An 18828-nucleotide genomic window follows, 5' to 3' on the forward strand; every position below is an offset into this window, starting at 1 on the left:
TATACTTTCTGTAACCACCAGTAAAAATTAGTGCAAAAACAAACAACAAGGAATGAACATCATGCGAGACCTTATAGAAGTCATTACCTATAAAGATACGGCAAATGCCCACTCGCATGCTCACACTCAAATTGTTTTACCACTTTCTGGTCGCCTTGTATTGGATGTGGAAAACCGCCAGCAAGCGGTTCAATTTGGACAAGCCTGCCTGATCTCTACAAACCAAGCACATACCCATCTCGCAAGAGAAGACAACCACTGCTTGATACTTAATTCACTTCCCGCATGGGATCACGAGATTGAAAGCGCCAACAACTTTGTCGAGCTAAACACGCAAGCCAAAGCTTACTTACCATTTCTATCCAGCTTAATTGGTGAGTCTCATAACCTTCTTAAAACTCAACAAGCATTAAATTTACTGGAACATTTATTACCCATTCCGCAAGAGAAAATACGGCAGACAGACACTCGCTTAGCCAAAGCCAAACACCGGCTCGATAATAACTTTCAGGAATCTTGGGGATTAGCAGAACTTGCCGCCGACGTGCATTTAAGTCCGAGTCAGTTAACCGTTTTATTCAAGCGACATTTAAAAATGACACCGAAACAATATTTGCAACAGCGTCGTTTAGAGGAAGCCAAACTCTGGTTAAGGTCGACGAATAAAAGCCTAGATTACATCGCCCATAAAGTAGGAATAAGCGACGCCAGTGCTCTTGTTCGATTATTCACTAAGCACTATCAGATGACACCGGGGCGTTATCGAGCTAATCCTCTTCACTAATTTCCAACGCCATTTCCCAATTACGAATAAAGCGTTTCTGTTTTGCATAATCACGCCCTACCAATAACTGCTGATCCAATTCAATAATCCCCGTTGGCCCCGGCGCGTTCACCACATAAGGATCATTTGGATTATTCCTATCGGGTTGTATAGGAAACAGCAAACCTTGAGTTTGCATCATTTTCTGCGCCTGATCAGACAACAAAAAATCCAAAAACATTCCGGCATCTTCTACGTTTGGCGCGCCTCTAGGAATCAAAGCAGCACGCATTAACATAAGCGTATAATCTTTCGGCAGGATCATTTTCAATCTATCGTCTTCTTGAGCTCGCTGTGATGCGTAAGAGCCTAGCAAGTTATAACCCAATACCAATTTTCCTGACGCAACATCGTCAATAATATCGTGCGTACAGCAATAAGTTTGCACGTCATGACTACCAAAGGCTTCTAGCAAGCGCCCCCAGGTCACATCTGCTTGACGCGCATCTTGGCTTGCCAATAAATAACCAACACCACTTTGACGAATGTCATAAGTACCAATACGCTTCGTCATGGCTTTTTCATTTTGTCGAATGGTTTGCAACAATGACTGACGGTCTTCAGGCAAATCACCGGGGAATTCTTTTTTATTTACCAACATCACAATCGGTTCAAGGGAAAACGCAAACAGCTGATTTCGCCATTTAAAGTTACTCGATAAGCGATCAGTAAAACTCGATTGATACGTTTGCGCATACCCATCGTTCACCAATTTAAGGTGCAAATCCATAGCACTACTGATGACCAAGCTGGCTTCTGGCTTTTTTTGCTCCTTGATGGTGAGGTAATACAATTCGAGCGTATTAACATCTCGATAGGCCACTCGCACATCCGGATGAAGAGTGACAAATTCTTTTAAAATCGGTTCAAACGAAGCCAAGTCCATCGCTGAATGAATAAACAAAACTCGCTGAGCATTCTCATTACCAAACCAAACAGGCTCTGTCGCCCACAACCTTGTTGCATTAAAAGTGACAAGAACTAGCCAGAAGAAAACCCGTTTCATACCGTATCCTCAAATCTAAGCTTGGCAAAATCCACTTGAAAAGTCGTGCCTTTCGGCTCCGTATCCAATATTTGAATTCTTGCTGCGTGATAATCCACAATGTCTTTCACCATGGCCAAACCAACGCCACTTCCAGCAATATCATAACGGCCTCGATAAAAACGTTCGAACACACGCTCTTTTTCTAAATCAGGAATGCCATCACCATAATCAATCACCTTAATTCGATAGAAACGTTCAAACTCTTCCACCTGAACAATCACCTCTGTGGCATGAGCAACATCTACTCTGCTATATCGCACCGCGTTTTCAATAAGGTTTTGCATCATTTGCTGAATTGAGAAGGCATCACCTAAGATCATGCTCTCTTTCAACTCGCAATCTAGAGAAAGCTGAACCCCTTGATGAAGCGCAGTCACAGCCTGCTCCCGACAAGACGCAGTAATCGGAGCCAACAAATCCATCGGCTCTAATCTGTGCGTTTGCAAACGATGGGAAACGACAGCCTGATTCAGCAATAAAGTGACGGTTTGGCTCAAGGTATCACACTGCTTAACAATGTTTTCCAATGCCTGATATTGCCTTTCTGGTGATGTGTTATCGCGAGCGTTTTCAGCCAACGCCCTGAGACTGGCTAATGGGGTGCGTAATTGATGAGCCGCATCCGCGGTGTAATTTTCCAATTGTTCAAGGTTAGTCTGTAGACGTTCCATAAAATGGTTAATGGCAACTTTTAAGTGATGAGTTTCCTTGGGCGTATTAATATCAATGGGTGTAAGGTCTCCCATGGCACGATCTTCTAAAGCTCGCTCGATGCGATGCAATGGCCTTAAAACAAGATGACTACCAATGGTAATTAACGTGATAGCAACCAAGGCAATAAACACCACCACTTCGACGGCTTTTTGAGTCACCGCGGAAGCCATTTGCTCTCTTGATAATCGAGTTTGACCTAAGATAATACGCACAGTTTGCGCTGTTTCAGGGTCGGTAATATGGCGCTGGACCCATGCAAAGCGAACCATTTCACCAGAGTATTCCTGATTATAAAATTGTATTTTGTCTAAAACCGGAGGTTGAGGTGGTTGAGTATCTAGATCTTGATAGCCGGTAATGAACCCCTGCTCCAAGCTCTCAACCTTATAGAAAACGCGATCTTCTTCCGCTTGCGCCAAGGTGGCAAACGCCGACCATGGAATATCGATGCTGACTTCATTGCGTATCAAGCCAACGTTTTCGTCCATTTGCAGCAAGGCACTGCGCAATAAACGGTCATAAGATAAATCGGCAAGCTTCTGGCTATAATCAAAAATTAAATTAATCGCCAAGCCAGCAATGATCCCGATAACCAAAACACCCGCAAGAATAAAACGAAAACGCAGCGAAGGCGCGTTTGCTAAGGCTTTTTTTTCCTCTGCTTCACTAAGAGTTTGATGGTTTGGCGATTTCTGCCACATAACCAATTCCTCTTAGGGTGCTAATGACCAAATCACCTTGCCCCATTTTCTTTCTTAGACGCCCAACATAAAGCTCAATCGCGTTAGGTCCAGGCGTTTCATTAAAGTTAAATAGATGGTCGGTTAATTCGTCTTTACTTAATACACGACCTAAGTGGCCAAGGAATATTTCCAATAAGCGAAACTCACGGTTAGTAATGGCGGTTAGCTCACCATCAATAAAAACCTGACGACTGTCTCGGTTAACAAGGATGTTGCCGTGTTCAGTAACATTGGCGGCATAGCCTTGCTTGCGACGCAATAACGCCCGACAACGCGCTTCCAGCTCACCAAAATCAAATGGCTTAGTAAGGTAATCATCCGCTCCGGCATCGAGCAAGCGTATACGATCTTCTATCTGATCCCGAGCCGTTAAAATTAATACTGGCGTGTCATCATCACGTTGACGCAGTTTTTGCAATAATTGCAGTCCAGACAAGCCGGGCAAATTAAGATCAAGAAGTATTAAATCGACAGGCTGATACTTCAATAACTCGTCAGCACGCTTACCATCTCCGATTAAATCAACACCATGTCCTAAGCTGGTTAACCTCTCACAGATCGCTTGCCCTAACACCTGAGTATCTTCAACTACCAGAATTCGCATAACCTTTAGCCATCACGTTTTTTATTTTTCGGTATAAAAACAACAAAATTCGAGCAACCTAAGTTGCTCGAATTTTTTGTCACAATGCCTCTAGTATTGCAGGGCTTACACGTCTTTAACAGCGTCTTTTGATTTCTTCATTTTAGCGCGAACAATCGGGCCCACAACAATAGGTAGAACCAAACCAAGTATCGCAACAGTCCACAAACCAATACTCAAACCACTGTTGAAAAGTACAGACCAATCACCATCAGATAACACCAGTGCATGACGAAGACTTTTCTCCATTTCAGGCCCAAGCAACATACCCAAAATGATAGGCACTAGTGGAATGTCAACCTTACGGAAAATATAACCTAAAACACCAAAACCAATCATGAAGTACAAATCAAGTGCACTGTGGCTCACAGAATAAATACCAACAGATGCAATCAAGGTAACAATCGGCATCAAGTATTTAGGTGGAATGCTCAGCAACTTAACAAAGATACCAACCATTGGAATGTTTAGCAGTAGCAACACAAGGTTACCCACAAACATGGCCGCGATCACACCCCAAACAAGATCCGCGTTCTGCTGGAACAACATAGGACCAGGAGAGATGTTCAAAGAAATCAACATCGCCAACAGAACCGCCGTAGTGCCACTTCCAGGAACACCCAGTGTCAGCATTGGAACAAGCGCACCAGATGCCGCGCCATTGTTGCCCGCTTCAGGCGCTGCAACACCACGAGGATCACCTTTACCAAATTCGCCTTTATCTGATACACGTTTTTCCAAAGTGTAACTAATAAAGCTACCCAAAGAAGCACCTGCGCCCGGCAATACACCCGCAACGAAACCAAGTACCGCACCACGGAAGGAAGCAGGAAGCACCTTAATGATGTCTTTTGGCGATAATTTAAGCTTGTTGATTGCCACTTGTTTTAGACCATCACCAGCGTGACGTTCTAAGAAAAACAACAACTCACTGATCGCAAACAAACCAACAATCGCAATAATGAAATCAACGCCTTCAAACAACTCAAGCGTATTAAACGTAAAGCGTTGTACGCCCGTTGAGATATCAATGCCAACTGTGGCGATCATCAAACCAATCGCCGCCGCCATTAGGGTTTTGAATTGGTTTTTACCCGTAATACCGCCTAAAGTCGCAAAAGCCAGCGCAAACAAAGCAAAGTATTCAGATGGACCAAATTTCAACGCGAATTTTGCTAAAATTGGCGCAAGAATAACCAGACCAATAGTGGCAATAAAACTACCAATAAAAGAGGCAATCGCAGAAATAGCCAAGGCTTCTGCTGCTTTGCCTTTTAGTGCCATTGGATAACCATCTAGACAAGTCATCATCGCTGGCTCGTCACCTGGAATATTCAACAGGATAGACGAAATACGACCACCATACATGGCACCCGCATAAACAGACGTTAGCAAGATAAGAGATGAGGTTGGCGACAAACCTAAGCTGAACGCCAAAGGAATCAAAATGGCCACACCATTTGCAGGGCCAAGACCCGGCAATGCACCAATCAAAGTACCTAAAATGGCACCGATAATGGCAAACATAATGCTTTCTGGCGTGAGCGCAACCGCAAAGCCTTGCATTAATAAGCTCATAGTATCCATATTAAAACTCCAATAGACCTAGAGGCAGTGCTAATTCAAGCACATTATTGAAAAGGAAAAAGATAACTAAAGAGCTACTCACACCAGTGATAAGACTCTTAGCAATGCTAGCTCCCATACGCCAACTTAAAAAGCTCACCACCAACGCAGCAGCAGGTATAAATCCAATTGGCTCAATGGCCCATGCAAACGCCAGCATAGAAAGAACAACAACACTAAGTTCGATCAACATGGCAACTGGCGCCCACTTCTCGTCTGGGTCAGGACGAACAATCATATAAATTGAACTAATACCTAAAATGATAGCCAGCATAATAGGAAAAGTTTCAGGACCGACACTTTCCTGTCCGCCAAAAGGAATGGGGAATTGCGTTGCTTCCCAGCCGTACGCTACGGCAAGAATAAGCATTAGCATGCCAAACACACGATCGTTAATACGCATGTCTCTGCTCCATGTTAATAAATCAAAGGGTGAAAAATATTCGAAAACAGGAGGGGCACTGTGTCAGAACAGATGCCCCCTCCAAAAAGCGGTCTGAGGTTATTTAATTAGACCGATGTCTTGCGATAAAATTTTGATATCTAAAGTTTGGTTTTTTACGAATTGAGTAAAGTCAGCACCAGACTTATGGAATGGCATCAAACCATTTTTAGTCATGATGTCTTTCCATTCTTTAGTTTCGTACAACTCATCAATGGTTTTTACCCACCAATCGTAAGAGTCTGCACTTGCATTACCTGGTACGTAAAAACCACGCCAGTTAGGTGCAACAGAATCAATACCCTGCTCCATTGCAGTTGGGATGGAATCAAACGGTGCTGGTAAACGTTCTTCAGAAAGAACCGCTAGCACGCGTAAATCACCAGAATCCATGAAGCCTTTCACTTCAGAAATATCACCAGTGAACGCATCGATATGACCACCAACAACTTGAACCAAAGCTTCAGAACCACCGCTGAATGCTAGGTAACGAACTTTTGGTAAATTCTCAACGTTCGCTTTTTGCGCGGTCATCAAGACTTTCAAATGATCCCAACCACCAGAAGCACTACCACCAGCGAATTTCACTGCGCCTGGATCTTTCTTAAGTGCATCAAGAATTTGAGTAAGAGAAGTGTATTTTGAATCTTTACCTACCGCAATAATGCCGTAGTCTGCGCCTAATGTACCAACCCATTTAACTTGGTCAGCATTCATGCCTGGGAATTGGCCTTGAGCAAGGCGAGTTGTTGTTGCTGTACTAGCGGCAACAATTAGGTTTTCATCTGTATCACGTTTACTGATCGTATGAGCGAAAGCTACACCGCCACCAGCACCCGTCATGTTAACTGTCTGAACGTTACCTTTAAAGTAACCCTCATCAACTAATACTTTACCAACGCTACGACAAGTAAAGTCCCACCCACCACCTGGGTTCGCTGGGGCAATACACTCGCCACTACGAGCTGGTTCGAAGGCGTAAGCCTGTCCAGCCATAGTCAGTGCTACTGCACCGGAAATTAAAACAGACTTCAAAGAAATGGTATTAAGCATGGTTATCTCCTGCTTGTTATTTTTTTTGTTGTTAGCTAATCAAGCTCTTAAAATAGGTTTTTCAATTAACTTGAGTAGACAAACCTTACCTCTCAAACCTGTCACCACCCTGTCATAGATCAATATTTCTTACTTAATTGCCATAAAAAGCGCATTTTTGACAAGACAAGTCACGCATTTCTGACAATGTCATTCCCCCTTAATCAAGATAACATCTTACGTAATCAGACTAGATCAGGATTCAGGAAACAACAAGATGACAGCACATTCACCACAAGCCACCCTCATTGGCAGCATCGCTATTTTACTTTGGAGTACCCTTGCACTGTTTACCACACAAGCCAATTTAGTAGCGCCATTACTCTTGCTCACACTCACTTTTGGTGTGGCTAGCCTATTGTTTTTTATCGTGTATTTAGTCAAAGGCGAACTAAAGTCATCTTGGGAAAACACACCCAAAAGCGCTATTTTCATGGGTGGGTTAGGTTTTTACTTTTACCACTTCTGTTACTTTTATGCGTTTCAGCATGCCCCACCCGTCGAAGCAGGACTCATCGCCTATCTTTGGCCATTGCTCATTGTATTAATGGCCGGCATGACAAAAGGTAATTCTTTGTCATGGACACATTTGGTGGGCGCAGTGATTGCGTTTATCGGTACCGGCATCATGCTGCAATCGAAAGGGCAACTAACTGATGTGGAAGGCAATACCGTCTACCATTGGACAGGCTACGCAGCGGCTTTTGCCTGCGCATTCATTTGGTCGAGCTACTCGGTAGCCAATCGACGCTTTCAAAGCGTTCCGTCTAGCGCAGTACTTTGGTATTGCCTAATCACAACGCTCCTAGCAGGCGCATCACACCTCATGATCGAAGCGCAAAGCTGGACTCCTTCGATAGACTTCCCTGCAACAACTTGGGTTGCCATTTTAGGATTAGGCTTTGGACCCGTTGGCATTGCTTTCTTTTGTTGGGACTTTGGCGTTAAAAAAGGCAACCTGTCATTACTTGGTGTACTGTCTTATACCGCCCCCGCCCTATCGACAGCTTGGCTTGGACTTTTCACCGAAGCACAATTAACCACAGGTCAAATCATCGCTTGCCTCTTAATTACAGCGGGTGCCTTATTCGCCAGCTTAATGCCAAACAAAAAAATACCCTTGGCGGTTGAAACCAAGGGTATTTGATAGATCACAAAAAAAAGCATTAAGCCACTTGGTAAAGCGTACGCGGAATCTTCTGCAAGTAGGCTTCCATTTCCGCCATGCCGTTTGGTTGGTCGACTTTCACTCCCAAATCGCGCATGGTGCTGCCAAAGGCATGCAAGGTGCGGAACAAGTTATGCTCGCGGCATTGCTCGCCCATTTGACCAATACGCACAATAGGCTGACCAAACGACCCAGCAATCTCTACTCGATACATTTCTGAAATATGGCGGCAAATTTGCCCTGCGGTTAAACCGTCAGGAATATTAATCCCCACCACAGAGTTCAAACGAGATTCAGAAGGAATAAACAATGACAGCCCCATTCCTTCAATACCCGATTGCAACGCTTTAGAACAACGTAAATGGCGAGCAAAGCGATGTTCAAGAGTTTCCTCACATACCAACTTCAATGCTTCATGCAACGCCATAATGCCAGAAACCGGCGCGGTATAATGATAGCCATCGTTATGCCAGAAATTTTCCGCTAGCTGTGCATCAAAACACCATTGAACGGTTGGCTTGGAACGGTTCTTCACCGCCGCCCACGCTTCATCAGAAAACACCAGCAGTGAAACACCCGGAATAGAAGACAAACCTTTTTGCCCACCCGTAATTACCACATCCACCTGCCATTCATCCATTTTCAACGGCATGGTGCTGAGCGTACAAACCGCATCCACCACCACCAAACAACCGTAAGACTTAGCGATCTTAGTGATTTCTTCCAATGAATGGTTAAACACGGTATTCGACGTTTCGCCTTGTACCAGCGTTAATACTTTAGGGCGCGTTTCTTCAATGGCTTTACGAACACGCTCTGGGTCAGCCGCCTCATGAACATTCACATACAATTCGTGTACATCTGCCCCAACGCGTGTCGCCAGTTCTGCCATACGATGACTGAAGAAGCCATTATTGATGCATAAAATTCGCTCACCAGGCTCCAACAAATTGGCCACGGCCATTTCCATTGCCGCCGAGGCTGGCCCTGCTACGCCAAGCACCCATTTAGACTCAGTTTGAAACACATAACGTGCCATTGTTTTAACCTGATCAATAACCTGCGCCATGACACTGCCAAGGTGGTTAATCACCACAGAGTTGGCTTTTGCTACGCGCTCAGGAATAGGAACAGGACCGGCACCCATCATTAACAAAGGTTCGTGAGGAAGAATTTCGTCTAAAGATTTCACCTGGGGACGAGGAACACCCATTGGCGATGAAGCAGTCATTTTATGCAGCCCTATTTTAGTTAAAATTAAAAAAAGCAGTAAGTGTTGAAAAAATATTTCTATAGTAAAAAGCCATTATTTACGTTTTTACAGTAGAAAATATCGCGTTTTGCATTTTTACAAAATAATATTTGGCAATACTACAATATCCCTAAGAATAATAAGAGACAGCAAACTGAAAAGAGTGTAATAAACTGGTTGCTTTGATTTTCGCCTTAGATCTGACTGGTTTCCATTTCAACAAGCAGTATTTTTTACTCTGCGAAATCCCCATCAACTGTGCGATAATGCGCGAAATTCCCTATTCAGGATCTCGTTATGATTACTTGTGGTATCGAAATTAAAGGCAGCGAAGTCATTCTTTGCCTTCTGTCTAAGCAAGACGGACTATTCCAAATCGCAGATTGTCGCCAAACTCGACACACACTTAGCAACCCAAACGACAGCGAAAGCGTTCGTAAATTTCAGTTCATGCTGAAAAAACTCTTTGAAGATTACAAAGTGAAAAGAGCCGTTATTCGTGAACGCCCAACTAAAGGCAAATTCGCTGGTGGCGCGGTAGGTTTTAAAATTGAAGCGGCGATCCAATTGATCGATACCGTAGAAGTAGATTTGTTCAGCGGCGCAAAAGTAAAAGAAATCATCCAGCACAATCCAATGCCGATTCCATTCAAAGCAACTGGCTTACGTGCATTCCAAGAAGGCGCTTTCACCGTAGCTTATGCTGCGCTTTCAGAATACATTCCTGAAGCGTAAGTAGTCGATTTCGCAATAAAAAAACGGACGCCAGTGAAAGGTGTCCGTTTTTTTTGTGCCTTACAGCTTTGTAACTCCAGCATAAACTCTGCTAACTTAGCCCTTTCCTCTGAATCCCCTCCTTTGCTTTCCTCAAAGTCTACATTCATACTGATCCATGTGGAGTGTTAAAAAATACAATAAATAGAACACGGCTAAAGATTAGAGGTTCTGAGTGTTGACTTTAGCCAAGCATTTATATCTTTCACAACCGATTTGCGATTGCTTTCCCCGTTCACATTGATGAATTCATGATCAAGCTCTTTGTATGTTCGGTATTCAATATTGTCTTTTCCTGCTTCTACAAGAGCCAGCATCATTTCATCGACTTCTTGAGGGGAAACAGACACATCTTTTCCTCCCTGAATGACAAGCAAAGGCGTGTTCACTTTTTTGAGAACGTCAAGTTGATCAATAGATAACATTTGATACCACCAGTTGTAGCCATGCCCACTTACTTCTAGCTCAAATGGTTTACTATTGATAATGTGATCAGAAAAACCTCGGAACCCCGACATATCTCTTTCTGCTTCATCGCTATTTTCAGAGCCAGATTTAATACTGTGTAAAACATCATCAATAAACTTTCGGCCACCGCCATTGAAGGAAATCGTTGCGTCTATATCATCAACTTTTGTCGTCACTAAATTAGCAACAACCGCCCCCTCACTGCCCCCAAGTACAATAAGATTGTGATATTTGCCACCTTTACGAACAACATCAAGAACCATTTGAATATCAGCTACTCGCTGTTCTGGGCTATCATTATGAATATATTGGTCCGGACAATCCCCACGTTCAGGATCGGAACTAAAGCTCACGTTTTTATCGATACCATATTTTTCTATTAAAAGGACGTCAGCTTCTGGCCAAACATTTTTATAGCTCGTAAATATTGACTCGACTTGTAAAACACTATTGCAATCAGAGCCTTGAAGAATGAGTAATAACGTATCGCTTGGTTACGTATCTAATTGGTGAAGAAGGTAGTAAGTTATATTTGAACCATCATTCCTGCCCAGAGTATGATTACTTATGCTCTGGGCATTCACAGAAACAGTTAAAAAAATCAGCACTAAAGATATAAATCGGAATGTCATTTTGTCTACCTAACACTTGGCTATTTAATTACTAAATGTATTTTAGGGGCAGATGAAAATTAAGGCTACTTCCTATGCTTGTCACGTATTTTCATCTGGCTTATAAAAATGTGGTTCGTGTATTTGAGGATTTATCTCGTAGATTCCATCCATTTCTTTTGGCTTAAGCTCAGGATAACGCGCCCATAAAGGCTGTAGCATCTCTAAGAAAATCTCTCCCATCACTTTCCCTGCATTTGATCTATAAGATTCAAAATTTTCTTTTGTATCCTTATCCATAACGAAATGCACGCTTTGGTCAAGCTTTCCTGAAACTTGCATTAATAGAACACTTAGTTCTTCAGCTTCCTTCTTATTCACTTAGATCTCCATATACATAAAAATTAAGGATTATACGACAGCATAGCTGCGGCTATAACCACGGTTGAAAGGCTGCGCTCTTACTATAGGGGATTTGCTTTTTCATGGTAGGACTTCCCTGTTTAATAACTCGCGAAACACCAAAGTCAGTTTGGACTATGCGGCTTCAGATCGTCTTTGATCGCCGATATGCTGATTCTTTATTTGCCCTTTTTGGGCGCGATTTGATCCGCGAGGAAAACAACTCCCTCAGACCTTATAATCTGTTCCACTTTCAAGGCAATGTATTTAAATGCTATTTTTCATCCGACCCTAAATTCGTGGGTAAATGGTTAGTGGAGGCCATGCTTTTTGTGGCCGGAACGTATTTGAGCGGTTTGTTATAAGACATTACTCGATTTGCTCCTGAAGACCCGATATAAGCTTTTTAGCGAACATTGCCACTTATGCAACATAACCAATTTGTTGGTTAATACCCCCGATTATTTTTTAACTGGGCTTGCTGAGTGAGTCAATAATCAGGTTGCGAAACCAGCGATGGGCTGGGTCACGATGCAACCGATCACTCCACATCATATTGAGCTCAAACCCTGGCACTTCGATCGGCGCGTCTAGTACCATCAAATTAGGATTATTTTTCACCAAACGCGATGGCAACATAGCGACAATATCTGTTTTTTCGATTGTCAATACCGCAAACATAAAATGCTGAACAGACAAAACTACATCTCGTTTTAATCCCATTTGTCCCAAAATCTGATCCGTATTACCAATAAATCCGCCACCATTAGGAGAAATAATCAAAAATTTCAGAGCCAGAAATTCTTCTAAGTTAGGCGATTTATCAAGCTTTGGATGCCCCTTTCGGGCAACTAAAACATATTTCTCGGTAAACAATGAACGTATACGCACTCCGTCTGGAGCTTCTTCTCGTATATGTAACACCAAGTCTACTCGTCGATTTTCCGTGGCGCTGGAAATATCCGACAGAGCTGTTCCCTCTAGTGAAAGCCTCGATTTAGGTGATTCCTTCTGCAATTTTTCTAGCACAGGAAGCAATACATTAGTTTCACTGTAATCAGCAGCAACTACCCGCCAAACTCGCTCTGATTCTTCAGGAATAAATGGCTTAGGCGATGACACTACCTTATCCAACATTTCCAGAGCTTCGCGTAAAGGCCCCCTCAATAACTCCGCTCGGGCGGTTGGGCGAACCCCTCTTGGACTAGGCAGAAAAAGAGGGTCATCCAGTGACTCTCTAAGTTTGTTCAGCTGAACGCTAATGGTGGGCTGAGATAAATGCAGAGCTTTTGCTGTCTTCGTGACATTCAACTCCTTTAGCAAGGTGTCTAAAGTAATCAGTAGATTCATATCCAGTTTTTTAAGATTATCCATTCTAATACCTAATATAGGCCAAAATCATTTCTACTCATCATCATATATACCTAGCATAAATGATGAAAGTTCTAAGTGAAAAAGAGAGGCAATTTGTCAAACCTGCTTACGAATTTTCACTTTTTAAGTACGACTTAATTCTTTTCATATTTCCGATATCTAAGATTACGGACCATTGAAGAGCGACCTCACAAAGGAGATGAATATGTCTATTGGATTGTTTGCGCTTGCTCTAGGCGCATTTGGTATAGGGCTAACGGAATTCGGTATTGTGGGCTTGCTTCCACAAATCGCGAGAGAATTCCAAATAACGGAAGGTGTCGCAGGGTATCTGGTATCTGGTTATGCCTTAAGCGTGGCTATCGGTGCCATATTTTTAACGGCGCTTTTAATAAAAATGGAAAAGCGTAAATCGCTTGTGATGCTGACTGGACTTTTTATTGTAGGCAACTTGATCTCTGCAATGGCGTCCAGCTATGAAATCTTGCTAGCAGGCCGAATTGTTGCGGCGCTTTGCCATGGAGCCTTCTTCAGTATAGGCGCCGTAGTTGCCTCCGATATGGTGGCAGAAAACAAAAAGGCAGCCGCGATTTCTTTGATGTTTGTAGGCTTAACGGTTTCTAACGTCGTTGGTGTACCCATTGGCACCTTCGTCGGTCTTGAAGCAGGTTGGAGAACGACTTTCTGGGCACTTGCCGTTATTGGCGTAGTTACCGCTGTTGGTATTCGTGCCTTAATTCCTATGATGCCAGTAAACGCCAATACCAACCTCGCCAAAGAGTTTGGTGTTTTTAAACGTCCTCAGGTTTGGGTTTCGGCGCTGGTGAGCGTTCTCTCCTTTGGCGCCGTCATTGGTGGATTCACCTACATCGCCTTCACATTAACAGAAGTGTCTCAGTTCTCTGAATCCATGGTTCCTTGGTTACTGGTTCTCTTTGGTATTGGTACTTTTGTTGGCAACATCTACGGCGGTAAAGCCGCAGACAAATCGCTTAATAAGTCATTAGGATTGATTTTAATTGTTCTAGCAGCCGTGTTAACTGTGTTTGCCATGAACGCACAGAATCAGGTTTTAACTATCATTTGCTTACTATTAATGGGAACCGTTGGTCTGGCAACCGCACCTGGGTTGCAGCTACGAATCATGAAGTATGCTGGCGATGCTCCTACCGTTGCCAGTGGTGCCAATATCGCCGCGTTTAATATAGGTAATGCTGTAGGCGCCTTGCTTGGTGGTGTTGCCCTAAGTCAAGGACTGGGTTATGTCTCACCTCTGTGGGTCGGAGCGCTTCTTGCTGTCGCTGCTTTTGTTGTTCTCTTTCTAGCCAGCTTTAAAGTCGCTCCCCAAGTTAAAAACGCTTAAAACTGCTCCCACTCTAATTTAAAGAAACTTCTATCTACACACTGATGGCTCAGTGTGTAGATACCCTGCGCCTTTAATTTACCGAAATAGAATTTACGATGAATACTTTATCTACATTGACTCAAGAAAATACCTCTATCTCTACTAACGAAATCAATACCATTGGTTTTTTTCCTGGATTGGGGAGCCGTAAGTTCTATAAAGACATTTGCGATGATTTATATTCCGATGGTAGTGTCATTATCAAAAATATGTATAAAGATGCCGCTGAAGCTTTAAACCTATCAGGCTCTCCTGAAAGCCTTTTGATTACGAACTCTGTTCTACCTCAAGAGCGACTTAAAAAACAAAGCTTTTTAGCCACCTCTTTCGTTTTACATAATCTAGCACTGGAGATGCACACGAAAGAATATTTCCTGAAAAAAGGAGTCAAATTAAACACTCAGCTTTATACAGGTGAAAGCTTTGGCATCATAGCTGCCTCTATCGCCGCGAAGTCTCTATCTGTCTATGATGGTATGCAAATTATCGATTTCATCACAAAAGCCATTTATCGTATGACTGAGGGTATTAAAGACCCTGAAACGTCTTTGATGATCCCCTCTCTAGAAAAAAGCACTCATGTCGAAATGGTCAGTAAGAACAGTGCATATGTTGTTGCCTTGCAAGGGGAGAAGAATCACATCGAATCGGTTCTAAGTGAGCTTAAGCAAGCTTTTCGGACATACGATATTGAAATCAACAAGTACTACAGTCAAAACCAGACTAACATTTATCTAAACCCTCTACAGAAGAACAAATTCTCTTTAGTTTTTTGGGGTCAGATGAAAATTAAGGCAATTTTTCATATGCTTTTTAAAATGCTATTTTTCATCCGACCCTAAATTCGCTGCTGATTGTTAGCCATCACCAGACCGGGTTATTAAGAAGTATAGATTGACGCACTGTTATTGAAACACCTGCTTGCCGAACTACTCTCTCAATTGCTCTGGACACGTACGGCTCCATAGTTGGACTTAGGACAATCTCTTCGAAGTTGCTATTGATGTTTAGTTGGGCTGACTTTCCCGGCAGAGAAGGCGGATACGCGTTCCAGTCATAGCGGTGCTCTTGAATTAAAAATCTGACTTCCTTTTCATGTGCAAAAGATAACCGTTTAAAAAAATATGGAATATAACTAGATTCGACACTGACGTGTTCCGTGGCGTAGTCAATATAGTTTACCCTTCCGCTGTGTTTAATCTCGGTTTCCGACCAGCTTAACAGCTTTTGAATGCTTGAGAATCTCGCCTTTACTGCTATCGCGTTTCCGTACAGCTTCCACATGGCATCGGATTCATGTTGGCTTTCGTGCCAGCAGGAAATATATGTGTGCTCGCGTAAAAATTCGAATGTGTTGAAGTCCCTCAGGTATTGTCCACCACCATAACGATCGCGTATGTGCTGCTTGGCGGCTTCGCCATAATCGCCTTCGAATGGGTCCTCAAAACTGCTAGCTTTAGCGAAGAAGAGCTGACTAGAAGTAAGAAGACTTAGAAATTTATCAAGTGGGAAATACCGCCAAATAAAGCTATCTGGATCTGGCGGATTTACAATATCCTGCCGCTGGTCATGCATGGTTTTAACTTCATCGAGGGTCATTATCAGCACACGATCTCCTTATGATAGCTAACGCCGCAAGCAAGCGCGGCTTTTTTGTAGAGGCGACAGCCGGAACGAAAAAACCGTCGCTTTGACTTGCATTGTTAGTTGCCATTCGCCGTTCGGCACAGAGCTACCAGTGAGTCTAGCTCTTCCAAAGCTTCCGAAAGGGGTTCGCTGGGATCTAGTTTCAGAGCCGAATGATCTGACTCCCTATAATGGTCTGACTCCCTATAAAGACGCTGAGCAAACTCGGGAGTTGCCGGGTGATTGATAGCGGTAGCAAAGAACTCCTGGCCATACAGAGGGCCGATTAGAGACTGATTCCCCACATAGTGTGAAAAGACGTCACGCAAATATGAACAAAGATCCTCCGTGAACTCCGAAACGATTGTATGAACATCTTCAGCAGGGGCCTTAACCGCGACCGGTTGCAGGTTCGGGCCAAGGCGAACAAAATCACACGCGACGTAGTACCGGCCCTCTACCCACAAATTTATTACTGGATTTCCATCGTGAGCTACTGCGTTTCTTATCGACTTTATAAATTGCAAATGCCGTATGTGAGATAGGCTAGACCAGCTAACAGAACGTTCTAAGATAACCGGGAGAATATCCTTTATCGTCTGGACCAGCGACGAGAACGCCGCGAAACGATAGTTAACCAGTTTTCCATCCCCTTTAACCTGGGGTTGTTGCGCGGCAAATCGGCGCCGGGACTCTTGGCAGATGTCACTAACCTCTAGAAAACGGAACCTGATTTCCTGCACGGTGTGTGCGAGAAAGTGTGCCGACTGAAGCCGTCTTGAAGCCTGCTGCACTAGATTCTCCTATCAACTAACATCTATGGACACCCCGATTTTTGCAAACAAAATCAAGCTTTAACAAGAGTAGTTTTGCAGCCATCTATTCGGATTTTTTGTTAAAGCTCTTTTGGCTTTTATCCCTGATGCTATTGCTACAAACAGCGCGGACTTGGCTCTAATCATTTTGTCGTTTTCTAGGAAACGATGTTAGGCACAGAATCTCCAAGTCACGGTTTAACCTATCTTGTCATCACTCTTTTTTACTAAGCAAAACTTAGTGTATCACTATTTTAAATTTAGACCGTTTGAGTCTGATAATTTTGATCTCGTACCAATATCAGCCAAGCAATCCATACCAATTAATCCATTACAATATCCTGACAATACAATGAAAGCCTAGGTAAAACCATAATACTTTTGTGGGATTGAAGTCACTCAAGACTAATAACCCCATCTTCCGTCTTCCCCTTGAAGAAAGGGGAAGAGACTTGGCAGCAGTATTAATATGTTATGCGTTTACTAACAACGGCAGATCACGCTGCGCTCATCGTGCCCTACGAGTAAAAGTGTTTATGTTCAGCAGCGAGGAGCAAAGCAAACGCCAAGAGCGAGGTCAAACGACAATTTATCAAAGTAACGTCGAGCGGTGGTGTTTGTTTTGCTCCAAGCGCCAAGGTGGAAGTCATGATCAAAGCCCCGAAGAGCCAAAGTAATAACCCCTCTCTAGCTCTCCCCTTGAAAGACATTAGGGAGGGAATGTTTACATTGCCGAACTAAAACAGCGATCGATTTTCAATCAATAAACCTGTCAATTATGGCGCATTGAGATAAAAACGCACCAAAACTAGGCATTTTTAGGTGTTCGTTTTCTCGCGATTATGACAAGCAATACGCCACCTAAGACGCTTAGCGTTGCGATTACGAGGTGTAAGGTGATGGATTCGTTGGCAAAAACTACGCCTCCTATTGTGGCAATGATAGGAACCAGTAGCTGTAAAACAGCAGCCATAGAAGCACTAAGATAAGGCAAGACGGCGTACCAGATGGCGTAGCCTAAACCAGACATGATGGCGCCTGAAGTGACAGCGAGAATAATGCCTTCAAGTTGTGCGCTCTGCGCTTGTTCGCCATTAAAAGAAATGACAATCAGCGCGATCAGTAACATGGGAATGGTTCGAACGAAGTTAGATGTTGTTGCAAATAAAGGCTTAGCCGAAATTTTGCCTCGCCATGTGTACAAGCCCCATGCCACGCCTGCTAACGTCATTAAGACAAAGCCCAATAAAGAAGGCGATGACAAGGTCGGAAGTACTAAGTAAACAAAGCCGGCAAAGGCTATCGCTAGACCCAAGCATTCCAGCCAAACCAGCTTTTGCCCTGTCCACACGGCGAATAAGATCAAAGTAAGCTGTACCGCGCCAAACAGTATCAAGGCGCCTATTCCTGTTTCTAATGTGACGTAGGCATAAGAAAAGCCCAAGGCGTAAATAAACAGTGCAAAGGCCGACAACCAACTCCCTTCCAACCACACTATTTTCAGGTCATTACGCTGATTTTTTAGACATTGAAAAACACTAAGCAGCACCAAAGTCGCTGCGCCGCTGAGCAAACGCCACGTGGTGAATTGAGCGGGATCGATAAGACCATCGTTCAGCGCTAAACGACACAAAACAGAATTTGCCGCGAACGCCAATAAAGCCAAAATCACAAAAACACATAAACGTAGCAAACTTGTCATAAAGTTGTTCAACAGCCTCGTTAATCTTAGGCATGTACCGTGAAGGAAAACGCTACTTTTACGCACTGGCACCAGATTTGCAAGTCTCATACTAACGTCC

Annotated in this window: 18 protein-coding genes; 6 read left to right on the forward strand and 12 right to left on the reverse strand. The window is 43.4% G+C overall.

What is annotated here, in order from left to right:
• Positions 1-61 precede the first annotated feature (61 nt).
• Positions 62-784 carry a helix-turn-helix domain-containing protein gene (locus AC2A4J_RS15645; RefSeq protein WP_484176692.1) on the forward strand — a complete coding sequence of 241 codons (723 nt, stop codon included), beginning with the start codon at positions 62-64 and terminating at the stop codon, positions 782-784.
• Here AC2A4J_RS15645 and AC2A4J_RS15650 read toward each other — a convergent pair.
• The 6 genes from AC2A4J_RS15650 to AC2A4J_RS15675 all read right to left on the reverse strand — a co-directional run bounded on the left by AC2A4J_RS15650 (position 768) and on the right by AC2A4J_RS15675 (position 7092).
• Entirely contained in the window at positions 768-1829 is a 1062-nt protein-coding gene (locus AC2A4J_RS15650; protein WP_255828763.1) for an ABC transporter substrate-binding protein, read from the reverse strand. The two genes, AC2A4J_RS15645 and AC2A4J_RS15650, sit on opposite strands and share 17 nt — an antisense overlap.
• Positions 1826-3286 carry a sensor histidine kinase gene (locus tag AC2A4J_RS15655; RefSeq protein ID WP_484176693.1) on the reverse strand — a complete coding sequence of 487 codons (1461 nt, stop codon included), beginning with the start codon at positions 3284-3286 and terminating at the stop codon, positions 1826-1828. Before AC2A4J_RS15655 ends, AC2A4J_RS15650 begins: the two co-directional genes overlap by 4 nt.
• Positions 3252-3932, reverse strand: coding sequence for a response regulator transcription factor (locus tag AC2A4J_RS15660; RefSeq protein WP_255828761.1), 681 nt, complete (start codon positions 3930-3932; stop codon positions 3252-3254). The genes AC2A4J_RS15655 and AC2A4J_RS15660 overlap by 35 nt, the downstream gene beginning before the upstream one ends.
• A gap of 105 nt (positions 3933-4037) precedes the next feature.
• The gene (locus AC2A4J_RS15665; protein ID WP_255828760.1) at positions 4038-5558 is read right to left on the reverse strand and encodes a tripartite tricarboxylate transporter permease; all 1521 of its coding nucleotides are present in this window, start codon (positions 5556-5558) and stop codon (positions 4038-4040) included.
• A gap of 1 nt (position 5559) precedes the next feature.
• A complete protein-coding gene (locus AC2A4J_RS15670; RefSeq protein WP_255828759.1) occupies positions 5560-6000 on the reverse strand; it encodes a tripartite tricarboxylate transporter TctB family protein in 441 nt (146 codons plus the stop codon).
• A 99-nt stretch (positions 6001-6099) separates the two neighbouring features.
• On the reverse strand, positions 6100-7092 hold the full coding sequence (locus AC2A4J_RS15675; protein WP_484176694.1) for a Bug family tripartite tricarboxylate transporter substrate binding protein: 993 nt from the start codon (positions 7090-7092) through the stop codon (positions 6100-6102).
• 256 nt (positions 7093-7348) lie between these two features.
• Here AC2A4J_RS15675 and yddG point away from each other — a divergent pair, with 256 nt between their 5' ends.
• Positions 7349-8278, forward strand: coding sequence for an aromatic amino acid exporter YddG (gene yddG / locus AC2A4J_RS15680; protein ID WP_484176695.1), 930 nt, complete (start codon positions 7349-7351; stop codon positions 8276-8278).
• A 19-nt stretch (positions 8279-8297) separates the two neighbouring features.
• Here yddG and AC2A4J_RS15685 read toward each other — a convergent pair whose 3' ends face one another.
• Positions 8298-9530, reverse strand: a complete 1233-nt coding sequence (locus AC2A4J_RS15685; RefSeq protein ID WP_484176696.1) for a pyridoxal-phosphate-dependent aminotransferase family protein — start codon at positions 9528-9530, stop codon at positions 8298-8300.
• Between the two features lie 318 nt (positions 9531-9848).
• Between AC2A4J_RS15685 and AC2A4J_RS15690 the strand changes: the two genes are divergently transcribed.
• Positions 9849-10286, forward strand: a complete 438-nt coding sequence (locus AC2A4J_RS15690) for a DUF3010 family protein (protein ID WP_484176697.1) — start codon at positions 9849-9851, stop codon at positions 10284-10286.
• A gap of 194 nt (positions 10287-10480) precedes the next feature.
• On the opposite strand, the gene AC2A4J_RS15695 is transcribed toward AC2A4J_RS15690, so the two are convergent.
• From AC2A4J_RS15695 to AC2A4J_RS15705, 3 genes are all read right to left on the reverse strand, one after another.
• Positions 10481-11146, reverse strand: coding sequence for an alpha/beta hydrolase (locus tag AC2A4J_RS15695; RefSeq protein ID WP_484176698.1), 666 nt, complete (start codon positions 11144-11146; stop codon positions 10481-10483).
• 360 nt (positions 11147-11506) lie between these two features.
• The gene (locus AC2A4J_RS15700; protein WP_484176699.1) at positions 11507-11785 is read right to left on the reverse strand and encodes a hypothetical protein; all 279 of its coding nucleotides are present in this window, start codon (positions 11783-11785) and stop codon (positions 11507-11509) included.
• Positions 11786-12274: 489 nt separating this feature from the next.
• Entirely contained in the window at positions 12275-13180 is a 906-nt protein-coding gene (locus AC2A4J_RS15705; protein ID WP_484176700.1) for a LysR family transcriptional regulator, read from the reverse strand.
• A 205-nt stretch (positions 13181-13385) separates the two neighbouring features.
• Between AC2A4J_RS15705 and AC2A4J_RS15710 the strand changes: the two genes are divergently transcribed.
• Together AC2A4J_RS15710 and AC2A4J_RS15715 are read left to right on the forward strand one after the other, a co-directional pair.
• Entirely contained in the window at positions 13386-14543 is a 1158-nt protein-coding gene (locus AC2A4J_RS15710; protein WP_484176701.1) for an MFS transporter, read from the forward strand.
• Between the two features lie 98 nt (positions 14544-14641).
• Positions 14642-15427, forward strand: coding sequence for a hypothetical protein (locus AC2A4J_RS15715; protein ID WP_484176702.1), 786 nt, complete (start codon positions 14642-14644; stop codon positions 15425-15427).
• A gap of 22 nt (positions 15428-15449) precedes the next feature.
• Here the strand turns inward: AC2A4J_RS15715 and AC2A4J_RS15720 are convergent, their stop codons facing one another.
• Entirely contained in the window at positions 15450-16184 is a 735-nt protein-coding gene (locus AC2A4J_RS15720; RefSeq protein ID WP_484176703.1) for a hypothetical protein, read from the reverse strand.
• A gap of 139 nt (positions 16185-16323) precedes the next feature.
• On the opposite strand from AC2A4J_RS15720, the gene AC2A4J_RS15725 reads away from it, so the two are divergent.
• The gene (locus tag AC2A4J_RS15725) at positions 16324-16458 is read left to right on the forward strand and encodes a hypothetical protein (RefSeq protein WP_484176704.1); all 135 of its coding nucleotides are present in this window, start codon (positions 16324-16326) and stop codon (positions 16456-16458) included.
• A 1376-nt stretch (positions 16459-17834) separates the two neighbouring features.
• Here the strand turns inward: AC2A4J_RS15725 and AC2A4J_RS15730 are convergent.
• The gene (locus AC2A4J_RS15730; protein WP_484176705.1) at positions 17835-18728 is read right to left on the reverse strand and encodes a DMT family transporter; all 894 of its coding nucleotides are present in this window, start codon (positions 18726-18728) and stop codon (positions 17835-17837) included.
• Between the last annotated feature and the right edge of the window lie 100 nt (positions 18729-18828).

The sequence above is a fragment of the Marinomonas sp. ATLA20 genome (assembly GCF_057180105.1).

Coding starts and splice junctions, on each gene's coding strand:
- AC2A4J_RS15645 (WP_484176692.1), top strand. CDS start 62: ATGCGAGACCTTATAGAAGTCATTACCTATAAAGATACGGCAAATGCC.
- AC2A4J_RS15650 (WP_255828763.1), bottom strand. CDS start 1,829: ATGAAACGGGTTTTCTTCTGGCTAGTTCTTGTCACTTTTAATGCAACA.
- AC2A4J_RS15655 (WP_484176693.1), bottom strand. CDS start 3,286: ATGTGGCAGAAATCGCCAAACCATCAAACTCTTAGTGAAGCAGAGGAA.
- AC2A4J_RS15660 (WP_255828761.1), bottom strand. CDS start 3,932: ATGCGAATTCTGGTAGTTGAAGATACTCAGGTGTTAGGGCAAGCGATC.
- AC2A4J_RS15665 (WP_255828760.1), bottom strand. CDS start 5,558: ATGGATACTATGAGCTTATTAATGCAAGGCTTTGCGGTTGCGCTCACG.
- AC2A4J_RS15670 (WP_255828759.1), bottom strand. CDS start 6,000: ATGCGTATTAACGATCGTGTGTTTGGCATGCTAATGCTTATTCTTGCC.
- AC2A4J_RS15675 (WP_484176694.1), bottom strand. CDS start 7,092: ATGCTTAATACCATTTCTTTGAAGTCTGTTTTAATTTCCGGTGCAGTA.
- yddG (WP_484176695.1), top strand. CDS start 7,349: ATGACAGCACATTCACCACAAGCCACCCTCATTGGCAGCATCGCTATT.
- AC2A4J_RS15685 (WP_484176696.1), bottom strand. CDS start 9,530: ATGACTGCTTCATCGCCAATGGGTGTTCCTCGTCCCCAGGTGAAATCT.
- AC2A4J_RS15690 (WP_484176697.1), top strand. CDS start 9,849: ATGATTACTTGTGGTATCGAAATTAAAGGCAGCGAAGTCATTCTTTGC.
- AC2A4J_RS15705 (WP_484176700.1), bottom strand. CDS start 13,180: ATGGATAATCTTAAAAAACTGGATATGAATCTACTGATTACTTTAGAC.
- AC2A4J_RS15710 (WP_484176701.1), top strand. CDS start 13,386: ATGTCTATTGGATTGTTTGCGCTTGCTCTAGGCGCATTTGGTATAGGG.
- AC2A4J_RS15715 (WP_484176702.1), top strand. CDS start 14,642: ATGAATACTTTATCTACATTGACTCAAGAAAATACCTCTATCTCTACT.
- AC2A4J_RS15720 (WP_484176703.1), bottom strand. CDS start 16,184: ATGACCCTCGATGAAGTTAAAACCATGCATGACCAGCGGCAGGATATT.
- AC2A4J_RS15730 (WP_484176705.1), bottom strand. CDS start 18,728: ATGACAAGTTTGCTACGTTTATGTGTTTTTGTGATTTTGGCTTTATTG.